Here is a 15,372-nt window from a genome sequence, read left to right on the forward strand (position 1 = left end):
CCCGCGCGCGACGTCGCACGCCCCCAGTACGATGGGGCGGTGCGACGTCGCTTCGTGCGGGGCGCTGCACCCGTGTCATCCCTCACCGACGTGAGGAGAGGTGGGCCTGCGATCGCCGCGCCGTTCGGCATCGTGGCTGTCGCCGGCCTCGTGACCGTGCTCCTGCCGCCCTACGAGCGTCCGTGGTGGGTGGTCGGGCTCGCGGTGCTGTGCCTGGTGCTGGTCGTCGTGGTCTACGCGCTGGGCCAGCGCCGCAGCACGCGCTCGTGGCTCGACCCGGTCGCGGCCTACCTGCTGTTCCCCTTCGCCGCCCTCGTCAACGACGCCGCGGGGGCCAGCGACGGGGGGTCGTCCTCCGGCACGACGGTCCTGCTGCTGCTGCCGATCCTCTGGCTGGCCATCACCGGAAGCCGCACCCAGCTGTGGGTCGCGAGCCTGCTGGCCGTGCTCACCGTCGTCGTGCCGATCGCGCTCATCGGGCTGCCGGGCTACGCGCTCGGCGACTGGCGCCGCGCGGTGCTGTGGGCCACGGTCGCGGTGGTCATCGCCCCCGTCCTGCAACGCATCGTGCGCGACCTCGAGCGGCAGAGCCGCCGCGTCCAGGTGTCCAACGACCGGGTCGAGCGGCTCTTCGACGACGCCCCGCACGGCGTCGCCCTCCTCGACCCCGACGGCACGATCATCCGGGTCAACATCTCGATGGCCGTCCTGGTGGGCCTCGACCCGCCCGACATGGTCGGCCATCGCTTCGCGGACTTCGAGACCCCGGGTGAGGGTCGCGTCCAGGACCACCTCGACCGGGTGTCGAGCTATCGCGGCGATTCCCTGCAGTCGGAGTGCAACCTGCGCGACTCCGGCGGCCACGACGTCAGCGCCTCCCTCAGCAGCACCGTGGTCGGCGACCCGCAGATGGGCGAGATCGTGATGATCAACGTCGTCGACATCTCCGACCGTCGTCGCTACCTCGACCGCCTGGCCCACCTCGCCGACCACGACGTGCTCACCGGCCTCGCCAACCGGCGGCGCTTGGAGAGCGAGCTCGAGCGGCACCTGGACCGCTGCCAGCGCCACGGACCCACCGGCGCGCTCCTGCTGCTCGACCTCGACAACTTCAAGCAGGTCAACGACACGCTCGGGCACAACGCCGGCGACCAGCTCCTCGTCACGATCGCCGGGCTGCTGCGCCGCTCCATCCGCAGCACCGACGTCGTGGCGCGGGTCGGCGGCGACGAGTTCGCGATCCTGCTCACCGACGGCGACCAGGCCGACGCCGCACGGGTGGCCGAGCTCGTCGTCGAGCGCATCGCCCACCACGCCGCCACCCTCGACGGCGTGGCCAGCCGCGTCACGGCCAGTGTCGGCGCGGTGACGTTCCGCGCCGCCGCCGAGCATGCGGCAGACGTCCTCGCGCTCGCCGACATGACGATGTACGACGCCAAGGACGCCGGCCGCAACCAGGCCGTCGTGCTGTCCGAGGGTGACGCGCGCGGGCCGCGCACGGCCGCCCGGCTGCACTGGGTGAGCCGCGTCGAGCAGGCGCTCATCGAGAACCGGTTCGAGCTCCACCTCCAGCCCATCATGGACATGGCCACCGGGCGGATCACCTCCGCCGAGGTGCTGCTGCGGCTGCGCGACGACGACGGCGAGCTCGTCCCGCCGTCGCGGTTCGTCTACATCGCCGAGCGCGTGGGACTGATGCCCCAGGTCGACGCCTGGGTGGTCGACCACAGTCTCGAGCTGCTGGGCCGGATGCGGCGCGACCACCGGCCCGACTTCCAGTTCGAGGTCAACCTGTCCGGCCACTCGATCGGCAACCCCGAGATCGAGCGGGCCATCGTCGACGGGCTCCCGACGCACGGCGTCGACCCGTCGGCGCTGATCCTGGAGATCACCGAGACCGCCGCGGTGGCCGACGTGGCCCTCGCGCGAGACTTCGCCACGCGGATGACCGACCTCGGGTGCGCGTTCGCCCTCGACGACTTCGGCGCCGGCTTCGGGTCGTTCTACTACCTCAAGCACCTGCTCTTCGACTACGTGAAGATCGACGGCGAGTTCGTCGCCCACGTGCACGAGTCACCCGTCGACCGCACCATCATGCGCTCGATCGTCGGCATCGCCCGCGACCTGGGCAAGCGCACCGTCGCCGAGTTCGTCTCCGAGCCGCGCATCCTCGAGATCTGCCGCGAGGAGGGGGTCGACTTCGCCCAGGGCTACCTCATCGGGCGGCCGGTGCCGTTCGACGACTTCGTCGCCACCCACCTCTCCTCCGCCGCGGCGCTCACCCCGGGCGTCGCAGGCGTCGCGGCCCTCGGCGACGGCGACTGAGGCACAGGAGGCTTCGACAGATGCAATGGGTCCAGCGGTCCGTGGGACTGGCCATCATCGGCACCGCCTCCCTCGGCGCCCTGCTGCTCTGGCTCGCGGTGGCGGCCGGCGACCCCGAGGCGGGTGAGGCGCCCGAGGAGGGCGTGGTGCTCGGCGTGTGGCAGGTCTTCTACGACACCGCGGCGCCTCCGCCGCGGGTGCTGCTGGCGGCGGTCGGCGTGGCGTTGCTGCTCGCCGCGGGCGTCGCGCTGTTCGAGCGCCGCATCGCCACGCACGCGCGGCGCAGCGACGACCCCGGCCGGATGCCGCTGGCCCCCAAGGTCGTGATGGCCGAGACCCGCGGCGTGTACGCCGGCCCGGTGACGATCACGGTGCTCATCCCCGCCCGCAACGAGGAGGGGTGCATCGCCGAGACGCTCGCCTCGCTGCGCGCGCAGTCGCACCCGCCCGAGCGCATCATCGTCGTGGCCGACAACTGCACCGACCGCACCGTGCCGCTCGCGCGCGAGGCGGGGGTCGAGGTCCTCGAGACCGTCGCCAACACCAAGAAGAAGGCCGGCGGGCTCAACCAGGCGCTGGCCCGGGTGCTGCCCGGGATGGGCGACAACGACTGCGTGATGGTCATGGACGCCGACACCACCCTCGACGCGGGCTTCCTCGCGGGGGCCGTACGACGCCTCAGCGACGACCGTGCCCTGATGGCGGTCGGCGGGCTGTTCTACGGCGGGGAGGGGGCAGGACTGATCGGGCAGTTCCAGCGCAACGAGTACACCCGCTACCAGCGCGACCTCAAGCGTCGCCGGGGCCGGGTGTTCGTCCTCACCGGCACCGCGTCCGTCTTCCGCGCCCGGGCGCTGAAGGCCGTCGCCGAGGAGCGCGGGCGCAACCTGCCCGGCATCCCGGGCGACGTCTACGACACCGTCGCGCTCACCGAGGACAACGAGCTGACCATCGCGCTGAAGTCGTTGGGCGCACTGATGATCTCGCCGGCCGAGTGCACGGTGGTCACCGAGGTGATGCCGACGTGGCGCGCCCTGTGGGCGCAGCGGCTGCGCTGGCAGCGCGGGGCCCTGGAGAACCTCGGCGCCTACGGGCTGCGTCCCTCGACGTTCCGCTACTGGGCCCAGCAGCTCGGCATCGGCTACGGGGTCATCGCCCTCGGCAGCTATCTCACCCTCATCATTCTCATGCTCATCGCCACCGACACCTGGGTCTGGTTCCCCTTCTGGATCGGCGTCGGCCTGGTCTTCACCGTCGAGCGGGTGGTCACCGTGTGGCGCGGTGGGTGGCGGGCCAGGCTGCTCGGCCTGAGCCTGTTCCCCGAGCTCTTCTACGCCACGTTCCTCAACGTCGTCTACGTCAAGGGCGTGTGGGACCTGTCCTGGACAGGCAGGCCACCTGGAAGCATGTGGTGCAGCCCGGGCACGGCGCGCGGACGGAGGACGGCCGATGATCGTGTGGGGGATCATCCTTCCGGAGAGCACGCTGCGCGAGGAGTTCATCGCCGTGCTGTCCGCATTCGTCGCGATCAACACCATCGTCTACCTCACCCTGGCGGTGGCCAAGATCCTGCCCAAGGTCTACGTCCGCGACTGGTTCGGCACCCGCAACCGGCGCGCCGAGACGCGCAGCATCGACCCCGACGCCCCGATCTGAGCGCCGCGCCCCGAAGCGTTTCCGCCGGACCCGCAACCATGCGCCCGGGTAGCGAGACCCACGTCACAGGTCTGTGATCGATCCAATATGTGGACCTGATCACGGGCGTTAGCGTCCCCAGCAAGTCGCCGACAACGAGGCCGCGCGAACCACCTGCGACGCAAGCTGTGAGGAACGGTCATGACCGCCACGATCGACACCGAGACGCCCGAGAGCCCATCCGCCCCGACCACGCACGCAGGCATCCTCGCCTGGGTCAACGAGGTCGCCGAGCTGACCCGGCCCGACGCCATCCACTGGTGCACCGGCTCCGACGAGGAGTGGGAGCAGCTCACCGCGTCCCTCGAGGCGACGGGCACGTTCACCCGCCTCAACCCCGACGTCATGCCCAACTCGTTCCACGCCGCCTCCGACCCCACTGACGTGGCCCGTGTCGAGGACCGCACCTACATCTGCTCGGTCGACGAGCGCGATGCCGGCCCGACCAACAACTGGATGGACCCGCAGCAGATGAAGGAGCTCATGCGTGGGCTCTACGCCGGCTGCATGCGCGGTCGCACGATGTACGTCATCCCGTTCGTGATGGGTCACCTCGAGGCGGCGCACCCGATGTTCGGCGTGGAGATCACCGACTCGGCCTACGTCACCGTGTCGATGCGCGTGATGGCCCGCATGGGCACCGACGTGCTGCGGCGCATCGAGGAGCTCGACGAGGCCGGCCAGGACCCGCAGTGGGTGCCCGCCCTCCACTCCGTCGGCATGCCGCTCGACGCCGGCCAGGCCGACGTCGCGTGGCCGTGCAACGACACCAAGTACATCGTCCAGTTCCCCGAGGAGCGGATGATCTGGAGCTTCGGCTCGGGCTACGGCGGCAACGCCCTGCTCGGCAAGAAGTGCTACGCGCTGCGCATCGCGTCGGTGATGGCGCGCGACGAGGGCTGGCTGGCCGAGCACATGCTCATCCTCAAGCTGACCTCGCCGCAGGGCGTGACCAAGTACGTCGCCGCCGCCTTCCCGAGCGCGTGCGGCAAGACCAACCTCGCCATGCTCAAGCCCACGATCCCCGGCTGGAAGGTCGAGGCCATCGGCGACGACATCGCCTGGATGCGCATCGGCGAGGACGGCCGACTGTGGGCGGTCAACCCGGAGTTCGGCTTCTTCGGCGTGGCCCCCGGCACCAACGAGCACACCAACCCCCACGCGATGGACACCATCCGCAAGGGCAACTCCGTGTTCACCAACGTCGCGCTGACCCCCGACGGCAACGTGTGGTGGGAGGGCCTGGAGAACACCCCGGCCGAGGCCACCAGCTGGAAGGGCGAGCACTGGACGCCCGAGCTCGCGGAGCAGACCGGCGAGCTCTCCAGCCACGCCAACAGCCGCTACTGCACCCCGATCAAGCAGTGCTCGATCCTCGCCGACGAGTACGACGACCCGCGCGGCGTGCCGATCGACGCGATCCTCTTCGGCGGTCGCCGCAAGACCACCATCCCGTTGGTGACCGAGGCCCGCGACTGGAACCACGGCACGTTCATGGGCGCGACGCTCTCCTCCGAGACCACCGCCGCGGCCGTGGGAGCGGTCGGCGTGGTGCGCCGCGACCCGATGGCGATGCTGCCCTTCATCGGCTACAACGCCGGTGACTACTTCGGTCACTGGGTCGGCATCGGCAAGGACAACGACGCCGCCAAGCTGCCCAGGATCTTCTACGTCAACTGGTTCCGTCGCGACGACGAGGGCGGCTTCCTGTGGCCCGGCTTCGGCGAGAACAGCCGCGTGCTGAAGTGGGTCATCGAGCGCATCGACGGCCAGGCCGCGGCGGTCGAGACGCCGATCGGCCACGTGCCCGCACCGGGCTCGCTCGACGTCGACGGGCTCGACCTGACCGAGGAGCAGCTCGCGCAGGCCCTCGCGGTCGACGCGGAGGAGTGGAAGGCCGAGATCCCGCAGATCGAGGAGTGGTTCGAGAAGTTCGGCGACGACCTGCCGGCCGTCCTCTGGAGCGAGCTCGACACCCTCAAGGCGCGCCTCGACGCCTGAGCCACGCCGGACGACCACGACCGACCCGCCCCTGCCTGCGCGGGGGCGGGTCGGTCGCGTGTGGTCCCGTGCTCTCGAGCACGAGCCTTGGGGGCGGTGTGGCACGATCCTCCCAACCGGTCGGGGAAGCGGGAGGTGAGCCATGCCCTTGGGCCAGCACGAGCGCAGCGTGTTCGAGCACCACGCCGCCCCGCTCTACGGCGAGATCGTCACCTCCGGCAGCATCAGCGCGTCCGACGAGCGCATCGTCCCGGGCGGCGAGCTGCACGAGGCCTTCGGCATCCTCGTCGAGATCGGGCTCGTGGCGAGGTCGGAGGACGACGCGCACTGGCGCGCGGTCGACCCTGCCGCGGTCCAGGCACAGGTCGTGGCGCCCCTCGGTCAGCAGGGTGCCGAGCTCATCGCGGAGTCGGCGCACTGGGCCCAGGCCTTCAGCGCGCTCTCCCAGGCGTGGCGTCGATCGCCGAGCGCCGTCGGTGGCCCGTTCGCCGAGATCCGCGGCCTCGCCACGATCGGCACCTTCCTCACCTCGCTCGTCGGTGAAGCCCAGGACGAGGTGCTCACCGCGCAGCCGCAGTACCGCCGCGGGATCAAGCAGCTCAACGAGTCCGTCGCCCACGAGATCGCCGCGCTCGAGCGCGGCGTCACGATCCGCACGCTCTACCAGCACGCCGCACGGCGTGGCGCCGACACCCGCAAGTACGTCGCGACGGTGACGGCCGCGGGCGCCGAGGTGCGCACGCTCGACGAGTTCTTCAACCGGCTGATCGTGGTCGACCGGCGCACGGCGATCATCCCCAGCCACGAGGGCCTGGACGCGGCCATGGTGATCAGCGACCGCTCACTCGTCGGCTACCTCGTCGACATGTTCGAGCGCCACTGGGAGCGCGCCCGCCCCTTCACCAGCAGCGAGACCTCGCTGATGCGCGACATCGCCACCGAGCAGCGCGCGATGACCATCCGGATGCTCCTGGAGGGCCGCGCCGACCCCGCCGGCGCCAAGCGGCTCGGCGTCAGCCCGCGGACCTACGCCGGCTACGTCGCGGACCTGAAGAACGAGTTCGAGGTCGAGACGCGGTTCCAGCTCGGCTACGAGATGGGCAAGCGGGGCATCTCCGGCCGGGAGACCGACGAGACGGGCGCCGCGACCTAGGACCTGCAGGCCCCGGACGCCCCCTGATGAGTCGAGGGCAGCAACCGGAGGTTGCTGCCCTCGACAGCTGAGGCTGGCCTGTGGGGGAGGCCGTCGGACCTGGACTCGTGGGGGGTTGAGAGGGTCCGTGCTCAGCTCTTCACTGCGTGCCCATCATGGCACGCTGAGTCCTCAGCGCGGGGGCTTGGCCTTGCCCCACGTGATGTCGAGGGCGTGGGCCGGCGCCACGGTGACTCCCGCGATTCCGAGTCCGAGCACGGCCACGAGGGCTGCGGCGGCAATACGGCGTACAGGGGTCATGAACTCTTCACCTCGTTGCTCGTGTCACAGGGGATGACATGCTCATTCTCCACCAGCCGGTGGTGACTCGTAACCGGATCAGACTGCAGGTCTGTGCATTGCAGGATCCTGCAATGCACAGGGCGAGGGCGCGGCTCCGGCCCCCTCCCGAGGGAGGGGACCGGGCACTGCGGAGGCGGAGGGATTTGAACCCTCGATGGGGTTTTAGCCCCAAACCCGCTTAGCAGGCGGGCGCCATAGACCGGACTAGGCGACGCCTCCATGCCCGACCAGCGGCCGAGCGACTGAAGGTTACAAGGCCGGGCGCGTCCGCGCCGAATCAGGTCACAGTTTGCGCAGGCCGTGCCCACGCTGGAGGTGCTGCTGGACCTCGCGCACGAAGGCCTCGCGGTCGACGGCGAGCATCTCGACGGGGATGGTGGTCGTCCGCCCGTCGCGCAGGCGCAGCACCACCACCGGGGCGTCGGCAAGAGTCGTGGTGACGGCGTCCTCGACGTCCTTCCACCGTGCGGACGCGGCGCCGACCCCGCGCACCCACTGCACGCGGTAGCCCTCGGGCGTCATCCGGACCACCCAGCCCTTCGTGCGCCACCACCACCACGCGGCCACCAGGACGACGATCGTGAGCACCACGGGCACCAGCAGGAAGACGGTGTGCAGGTCGAGCACGGCGATCGCCAGCGTGCTGCCCAGGATGAGCACGGCGACGGCGCACAGCACGATCCCGAGGAGCCGCGCAGCGACGGCGGGGGCGAGGCGGTGGACGGTGGCGGTCTCGGTCGTCACGCCCACGATTTCATCACGCCGCCGAACGGGTGTGGATGCTCGGGTCCCGGGCTGGCCCGGGACCGGCGGGGAGCGTCGGTCGTTGGGTAGAGTCGCGCGGTGTGCGGCGCCCCGGCGCCGGACGAGGAGGGGTGCCGGAGCGGCCGATCGGAACCGCCTTGAAAGCGGTCGTAGGGAGACCTACCGCGGGTTCGAATCCCGCCCCCTCTGCAGAGCCCGAGCGGAGCGAGAGCTCTGCAGAGGGGGCGTGGCCGGGTCCGGCGGCTGCAGAGCCCGAGCGGAGCGAGAGCTCTGCAGAGGGGGCGTGGCCGGGTCCGGCGGCTGCCAAGCCGAAGCGGAGCGAGGCAGAGGCATCTCGAACGGGAGCACCGTGAGCGCGGCGAGCGCTGCGCTCATGGCTACGCTCGCCCCGTGACGACCTGGTTCGAGTCCCCCGAGGACGCCGCGACGCGACTCCGTGCGGCCGGCTACCTGACCGACGAGGCGACGGCGCTGACGGCCTACCTCGCGGGCGCGCTGGAGAAGCCGGTGCTCGTCGAGGGGCCGGCGGGTGTCGGCAAGACCGAGCTGGCCAAGGCGGTGGCCCGGGCGAGCGGCGCCGAGCTGGTGCGGCTGCAGTGCTACGAGGGCCTCGACGAGGCGCGGGCGCTCTACGAGTGGAACTACAAGAAGCAGCTGCTCCGGATCCAGGCGAGCGGTGGCGACCGGGCGTGGAGCGAGACCCACGACGACATCTTCACCGAGGAGTTCCTGCTGACCCGGCCGCTGCTCGGCGCCATCCGGCGCGAGGAGCCGACGGTGCTGCTGGTCGACGAGGTCGACAAGACCGACATCGAGGTCGAGGGCCTGCTGCTGGAGGTGCTGAGCGACTTCCAGGTCACCATCCCCGAGCTGGGCACGGTCTCCGCGACGCGCCGCCCGTTCGTGGTGCTGACCTCCAACGCCAGCCGCGAGCTGTCCGAGGCGGTGAAGCGGCGCTGCCTCTTCCTCCACCTCGACTATCCCGACGCGGAGCGGGAGCGCTCGATCGTCACCAGCCAGGTGCCGCACCTCGACGAGCGGGTCGTCGCCCAGCTCGTCGACGTCGTGGTGCGGCTGCGCGAGCTCGAGCTCAAGAAGGCGCCGTCCATCGCGGAGTCCGTCGACTGGGCGCGGACCTTGGTGGCGCTCCAGGTGGGCGATCTCGACGAGGCCACCGTCGCCCGCACGCTGGGGGTCGTGCTCAAGCACGCCTCGGACCAGCAGCGCGCGGCCCGGGAGCTGAGGCTCGCCACGAGATGAGCCTGCTCGACACCCACATCGGCTTCGTGGAGGCGCTGCGCTCGGCGGGCCTGTCGGTGTCGCTGGCCGAGGGCCTCGACGCGATCCGCGCGCTCGAGAAGGTGCACTGGCACGACCGCGAGACCGTCAGGGCGGCGTACGCCGCGACGCTGGTGAAGCGGCAGCCGCAGCGGGTCACCTTCGACGCGGTCTTCGACATCTACTACCCGCGGCTGGTCGGCAACGGCGTGGCCGCCGACGAGCCGCAGCCCGGCATCGAGGCGGGCCTGGAGGCAGGGCTGGAGGCGCGCCCCGAGGCGGCCGTCGGCCCGCAGGACACCGGGCCCGACCTCGAGCGCTTCCGCGAGGCGCTGGCCGACGCCCTGGCCGCGGGCGACCGCGAGGCGCTGCAGGGCCTGGCCGTCGAGGCGGTGGCCCGCTTCGGTGCGATGCCCGGGCGCGGACCCGGGCTGTCGAGCTGGTCGGCCTACACCTCGCTCCAGCGGGTCTCGCCCGCCGAGCTGATGGACCGCCTCGTGCAGGGCCTGCTGGACGGCGGCCTCGACGAGCAGCAGGCCCAGCGCACGGCCGGGCGGCGGATCGGCGACTTCACGCGGATGGTCGAGGGTGACGCCCGCCGGCGCATCGCCGAGGAGAAGGGGCCCGGGCACGTCGTCGACGCGACCGTGCGGCCGACGATCGACCGGCTCGACTTCACCGCCGCGCGGCGCAGCGACCTGGAGGAGATGCGCCGCGAGATCTATCCCCTGGCCCGTCGGCTGGCGGCCCGGCTCACCAAGGAGCAGCACGCCCGGCGGCGCGGTCCCCTCGACGTACGCCGCACGGTGCGGGCCTCGATCGCGACCGGCGGGGTGCCGCTGACCACCCACCACCGCCCGCGACGCCCCCACCGCACCGAGCTGGTCGTGCTCTGCGACGTCAGCGGCTCGGTCGCCAGCTTCGCGCAGTTCACCCTGATGCTGGTGTTCGCGCTGCGGGAGGCGTTCAGCGGGGTGCGCGCCTTCACCTTCGTCGACGACGTCGTCGAGGTCAGCGACAGCTTCCGGCCGGGCGCGGACGTCGTGGAGGTGATGGAGTCGCTGTCGGGCCGGATCTCCCACGCGGCCCTGTGGGGACGCACCAACTACGGCCGCGCGCTGACCCGCTTCGCCGAGGACCACCCCGACGCCGTGGGACCGCGGTCCTCGCTCCTCGTCCTCGGCGACGGCCGGTCCAACTACAGCGACCTGGCCGTGCCGGTGCTCGCCGACCTCGCCGGCCGCGCGCGGCACGCCTGGTGGCTCAACCCCGAGCACCCGCGCCACTGGGGCACGGGCGACAGCGCGGCCGACCGCTACGGCGAGATCGTGCCGATGGTGGAGTGCCGCAACCTCGCCCAGCTCGGCGAGTTCGTGCACCGCATCGTCTGACGCTCAGCCGGTGAGGAACCCGAGCTCGTGCATCCGGCTGATCTCGGCCCTCAGCTCGGGGTGCTCGGCGCTGTCGGCCGCGCGCGCGCCGGCGACGTAGAGCTGGGTGCCCTCGGCGCCGTCGGCGTCGAAGACGACCGTGAGCCGGTTGGCCGTGGCGGCGTTGATCAGCGAGCCGAGCAGCACGACCGGGTCGGAGCGGTCCTCCAGCGACAGCACGCGGGTCGCCTCGGGGATCCGGGGCACCTGCGCCGACGGGGCGCCGGCGGTGACGACCTGGTCGACGACGAAGCGCGACGAGCGGGCGCTTGCGGCGATCTCCGCGGCGATCGTGCCGCCGGACGCCGACCCGACGAGCATCACCCGGGCGTCGTCGTCGGTGACGGCCTCCTCGATGGCCCGCACGACCTGGCTGACGGACGTGGTGGGGTCGGCCCCGACGAGCCGCAGCCGGCCGGAGTCGTGGGCCAGCGAGCCGGGGAGGTAGGCGATGTAGCGCCCGGTGCCGACGCGCTGCACGCTGATGCGACGGTCCTCGGCGAGCAGGGTGGCCATCAGCTCCTCGAGCGAGCGGGGCGCGCTGCCGGCGCTGGTCTCCACCTCCGCCGGCGGTGTCTCGGCCTCGACGAACGAGCCCGCCGAGTCGCGGAACGCGGACACGGCGTCGGTCGGGAACGGGTCGATGCCGATCGCGCGGAGGCCGCCCCGGGCGGCGTGGGCGCCCTGGTCGGAGGCGAGCACCCCCGCGGTGAGGAGCGAGCGCATGTGCAGCCCGTCGAGCAGGCCGCCGCCGCCGGAGAGGTGCTCCATCAGGTCGGGGTTGTTCTCGGCGAGCTCGCTGAGGTAGGCGGTGACGCCGTCGCGGTCCATCGTCTCGGTCTCGATGAGACCGGCGCTCACGATCGCGCCTCCGAGCGCGACCTCGGGCGCGAGGTAGCCGATGGCGCGTCCGGCGATCGAGCCCAGGGTCTTGTAGGCCGCCTCCTGCAGCTCGTCGATCCACCGGTAGGTGAGCACGGTGGCGCGGACGACGAGCGCGTCGGCGTCGAGCTCGACCGAGCGGGTCAGCAGGCCGTGCTTGCCGGTGGTGGCGGCGCGGATGTCCTCCTCGGCCTCGGCCCACGTGGCCGGCGAGAGCTCGCCGGTGTCGACCACGTCGTCGTCGCCGAGGATCTCGGCGCCGAGGCGCGCGCGGGTGCGCATCTCGTTGCCGGAGCTGTCGAACAGGTCGGCCAGGGCCAGCATCTGGTCGTACTTGTCGGCGGCGACCGACGCGGAGGAGTCGGCGGGCTCGTGGTCGTGGGTGCGCGGGATGTCGAGGTCGTTCATCGATCGTCCTCCGGGGTGACGACCTGGGCCAGGACGGGCGCCAGCTCGGTGGCCAGGTCGTCGGGGTCGACCCGCACGACGGCGACGCGGGCGACGTCGTCGTGGCGGGGGGTCAGCGAGTGCCAGCCGTCGCGCAGCAGCACCCACGACACGACCCCGACGGACGTGGTCGCGCGGTCGGAGACCTCGGCGGCCAGGATCCGCATGCGGCCCCGGCTCTCGGTGTGCACGGCCGACACCGCGGCAGCGGCCTCGGCGTCGCCGAGCTCCTCGCCGTCGGCCAGGACGATCCCGTCGGAGTGCCCGACGAGCACCGGCACCAGGTCGGCGCGACCGGAGCGGAGCGCCTCCCCGACGGAGTCGGCGAGCGCGTAGGGGACGTCGAGGCGCGCGGGCACATGGGAGACACCCAGCGCCAGCTCCTCGGGCGGCGCGGTGACGCGGGCGAGCTCGGCCGTCCACTGGTCGACGGGGAACCAGGCCAGCTCGAAGACGATGCCGTCGCACGTCGACAGGCTCGCGACGGCACCCCCGGACTGGCGGTGCCACGCCTTGACCTGGGTGGCGCCGGCGGCGACGTCGATGTCGAGGGCCAGGCGCGGGGTCGCGAGGAGGCCGACCGCGCCCAGGACGCCCGGGTCGGCGCCGCCGGCGCCGAGCAGGCCGCGGCGGCGCAGCGTGTCGTCCGGGTCGTGGAGCGTGCGGACGGCGTCGGTGTAGGCGGCGTCCTCGACCGAGCCACGGCTCTGGCCGAGCCGCCCGGACAGCGAGCCCGGGACGTCGGGTCCGGCGGCGTCGTCGGGCAGGTCGAAGGGCAGCGGGGCGCCCCCGGCGAGCTCGGCGACGAGACGGAGCTCGGGCAGCGTGAGGGCGAGCCGTCGGGCCGTCGCGTCGAGGAAGCTGGTCGGCGGCGGGGGAGGCGCGGTGAGGTCGATGGTGACCATGTCAGAGTCCCGGCAGCGTCACGGTCAGCCAGTCCTTGTGACCAGCGGGCGGAGGGTCGAACGAGAGCAGGGCGGCGTCGGACTCGTCGGTGGCCGTGTCGCGCGCCTCGGCGTGGGCGGCACGCGTGCGGGCGTCCTCGACGAGGCTGGTGGCCTTGTGCGCGCGTACGTCGATCGCCTCCTTGTGCGTGTCGACCTCAGCGAGGTGCCGGGCGAGCGAGTCGGCGGCCGTCTCGTGGTGGGCGGCTGCGGTGCGCAGGTGCGCGGCGCGCTCCTTGATCCGCTCGCGCATCGCCTCGGCGGCCTTGCCGTGCCACGGCACGGCCTCGGACTGCGAGACGAGACGGGTGGCCAGCGCGCGGATGTCGCCCCCCTGCTCGCGCAGCTGCGCGACGCGCTTGCGGCCCGCGGCCGTGTCGCCGTACATCGATCACTCCCTCTCGTCCGGGGACGCCTACCCCGGCCCGGCGTTCGTCAAACGTGGCGTCCCCACCGGGCATTGTGCCCTAGTGAGGGAGTCTGGTGGCGGGCCGTTGCGGGCCTCGAACGGGGCGTCGGGGTGCTCCGTGGCGGATAGGATCCGGACCGCCCTGCATCACGAGCCACCAGAGGTGTGCATGACCTTCGACGTCCACCAGCTCGACGAGTTCGTGCTGGTCGGCGCCGTGGTGACGCTGGCGGCCATCCTCGCGGTACGGCTCTCTGCGCGCGCCGGGCTGCCGTCGCTGCTGATCTACCTGTTCATCGGCGTGCTGCTCGGCGAGGGCGGCCCGTTCGGCATCGTGTTCGAGGACGCTCAGCTGGCCCACGCCCTCGGCTTCGGCGCGCTGGCCGTCATCCTGGCCGAGGGCGGCCTGACCACCGACTGGCGCCAGATGCGCTCGAGCGTGGGCCTGGGCCTGTCGCTGGCGACGGTCGGCGTCGCCGTGTCGGTCGCGGTCGTCGCCGTGGGCACCCACTACCTCCTCGGCCTGCCGTGGGAGCTCGCGATCCTGCTCGGGGCCATCTGCTCGCCCACCGACGCCGCTGCCGTGTTCTCCGTGCTCCGCGCCCTGCCGCTGCCCAGACGGCTCACCGGCGCGCTCGAGGCGGAGTCCGGGCTCAACGACGCCCCGACCGTCGTGCTCGTCGGCATCATCTCCACCGGCGCCGTGGGGGAGGCCGGCCTGCTCGAGACCAGCGGGCTCATCGTCTTCGAGCTGGTCGCGGGCGGAGTGATCGGGGTCGCCGTGGGCGTGGCCGGGGCCTGGGTGATGCGTCGGGCGGCGCTGCCGTCCTCCGGCCTCTACCCCCTCGCCGTCCTGTGCCTGGCGTTCGCGGCCTACGGCGCCGCGTCGGCGCTGCACGCCTCGGGCTTCGCCGCGATCTACGTCGCCGCGCTGATCCTCGGCAACAGCGAGCTGCCCCACCGCGTGGCGACGCGGTCGTTCTCCGAGGGCGTCGCCTGGCTGGCCCAGATCGGGCTCTTCGTCATGCTCGGCCTCCTGCTCTCGCCCGGGCGCATCGACCTCGAGACCGTCGTGCAGGCGCTGGTGACCGGGGTCGTGCTCACCCTGGTGGCCCGGCCGCTGTCGGTGCTCGTGAGCAGCGTGGTGCAGCCGATGGCGCCGCGCGACCTGGCGTTCCTGTCGTGGGCCGGCCTGCGCGGCGCGGTGCCGATCGTGCTCGCCACGATCCCACTGTCGGAGGGCGTGGACGGCGCGGAGCACCTCTTCGACATCGTCTTCGTGATGGTGGTCGTCTACACCCTGCTGACCGGCCCGACCCTGCCGTGGGTGGCGCGCACGCTCGGGGTCGCCCGGCGCTCCGAGCCACGCGGCCTCGACGTGGAGGCCGCCCCGCTCGACCGGGTCGCGGCCGACCTGCTGCAGGTGACCATCGCCCCGGCCTCGAGGATGCACGGCGTCGAGGTGGGTGAGCTGCGGCTGCCGCAGGGCGCCTCCGTCTCGCTGGTGGTCCGCGCGGGCGAGGTGCTCGTGCCCGAACGGCGCACCGTCCTGCGCCACGGCGACGACCTGCTGGTCGTCACCCCGCGCAAGCTCCGCGAGACCACGGAGGCGCGACTGCGGCAGGTCTCCGACAACGGGCGCCTGGCCCAGTGGGTCGGCGACCCGGCGCGCCCCGAACGCGAGTAGGCGCGGCGGCCCGC

Annotated in this window: 11 protein-coding genes and 2 tRNA genes; 8 read left to right on the forward strand and 5 right to left on the reverse strand. The window is 72.4% G+C overall.

Annotated elements, in window-relative coordinates; genetic code table 11:
• The first annotated feature begins 72 nt into the window (after positions 1-72).
• From JX575_RS01195 to JX575_RS01210, 4 genes are all read left to right on the forward strand, one after another.
• Positions 73-2,325 carry an EAL domain-containing protein gene (locus JX575_RS01195; RefSeq protein WP_186339888.1) on the forward strand — a complete coding sequence of 751 codons (2,253 nt, stop codon included), beginning with the start codon at positions 73-75 and terminating at the stop codon, positions 2,323-2,325.
• A 20-nt stretch (positions 2,326-2,345) separates the two neighbouring features.
• The gene (locus tag JX575_RS01200) at positions 2,346-4,058 is read left to right on the forward strand and encodes a glycosyltransferase family 2 protein (protein WP_206054471.1); all 1,713 of its coding nucleotides are present in this window, start codon (positions 2,346-2,348) and stop codon (positions 4,056-4,058) included.
• Between the two features lie 103 nt (positions 4,059-4,161).
• Positions 4,162-6,021: a phosphoenolpyruvate carboxykinase (GTP) gene (locus JX575_RS01205; protein WP_186339890.1), complete on the forward strand. Its 1,860-nt coding sequence runs from the start codon at positions 4,162-4,164 to the stop codon at positions 6,019-6,021.
• A 142-nt stretch (positions 6,022-6,163) separates the two neighbouring features.
• Positions 6,164-7,174, forward strand: a complete 1,011-nt coding sequence (locus JX575_RS01210; RefSeq protein WP_186339891.1) for a LuxR family transcriptional regulator — start codon at positions 6,164-6,166, stop codon at positions 7,172-7,174.
• 470 nt (positions 7,175-7,644) lie between these two features.
• Here the strand turns inward: JX575_RS01210 and JX575_RS01215 are convergent.
• Together JX575_RS01215 and JX575_RS01220 are read right to left on the reverse strand one after the other, a co-directional pair.
• Positions 7,645-7,735, reverse strand: a tRNA-Ser gene (locus JX575_RS01215).
• Positions 7,736-7,798: 63 nt separating this feature from the next.
• Entirely contained in the window at positions 7,799-8,260 is a 462-nt protein-coding gene (locus JX575_RS01220) for a hypothetical protein (RefSeq protein WP_186339892.1), read from the reverse strand.
• A gap of 125 nt (positions 8,261-8,385) precedes the next feature.
• Between JX575_RS01220 and JX575_RS01225 the strand changes: the two genes are divergently transcribed.
• The 3 genes from JX575_RS01225 (at position 8,386) to JX575_RS01235 (ending at position 10,950) form a co-directional block, all read left to right on the forward strand.
• Positions 8,386-8,470 (forward strand) — tRNA-Ser (locus tag JX575_RS01225).
• A 201-nt stretch (positions 8,471-8,671) separates the two neighbouring features.
• Positions 8,672-9,541 carry a MoxR family ATPase gene (locus tag JX575_RS01230; protein ID WP_186339893.1) on the forward strand — a complete coding sequence of 290 codons (870 nt, stop codon included), beginning with the start codon at positions 8,672-8,674 and terminating at the stop codon, positions 9,539-9,541.
• Positions 9,538-10,950: a VWA domain-containing protein gene (locus JX575_RS01235; RefSeq protein WP_186339894.1), complete on the forward strand. Its 1,413-nt coding sequence runs from the start codon at positions 9,538-9,540 to the stop codon at positions 10,948-10,950. Before JX575_RS01230 ends, JX575_RS01235 begins: the two co-directional genes overlap by 4 nt.
• 3 nt (positions 10,951-10,953) lie before the next feature.
• Here JX575_RS01235 and JX575_RS01240 read toward each other — a convergent pair whose 3' ends face one another.
• Genes JX575_RS01240 through JX575_RS01250 form a run of 3 tightly spaced genes read right to left on the reverse strand, consistent with a single transcriptional unit; the run spans position 10,954 to position 13,650 of the window.
• On the reverse strand, positions 10,954-12,279 hold the full coding sequence (locus JX575_RS01240) for a hypothetical protein (RefSeq protein WP_186339895.1): 1,326 nt from the start codon (positions 12,277-12,279) through the stop codon (positions 10,954-10,956).
• Positions 12,276-13,223: a hypothetical protein gene (locus tag JX575_RS01245; RefSeq protein WP_186339896.1), complete on the reverse strand. Its 948-nt coding sequence runs from the start codon at positions 13,221-13,223 to the stop codon at positions 12,276-12,278. Before JX575_RS01245 ends, JX575_RS01240 begins: the two co-directional genes overlap by 4 nt.
• A 1-nt stretch (position 13,224) precedes the next feature.
• Positions 13,225-13,650 carry a hypothetical protein gene (locus JX575_RS01250; protein WP_186339897.1) on the reverse strand — a complete coding sequence of 142 codons (426 nt, stop codon included), beginning with the start codon at positions 13,648-13,650 and terminating at the stop codon, positions 13,225-13,227.
• Between the two features lie 190 nt (positions 13,651-13,840).
• Here JX575_RS01250 and JX575_RS01255 point away from each other — a divergent pair, with 190 nt between their 5' ends.
• Complete coding sequence (locus JX575_RS01255) at positions 13,841-15,358, forward strand: potassium/proton antiporter (protein ID WP_186339898.1); 1,518 nt, start codon at positions 13,841-13,843, stop codon at positions 15,356-15,358.
• Positions 15,359-15,372 lie beyond the last annotated feature (14 nt).

It is taken from the genome of Nocardioides sp. zg-1228, assembly GCF_017086465.1.
Classification (GTDB): Bacteria; Actinomycetota; Actinomycetes; order Propionibacteriales; family Nocardioidaceae; genus Nocardioides.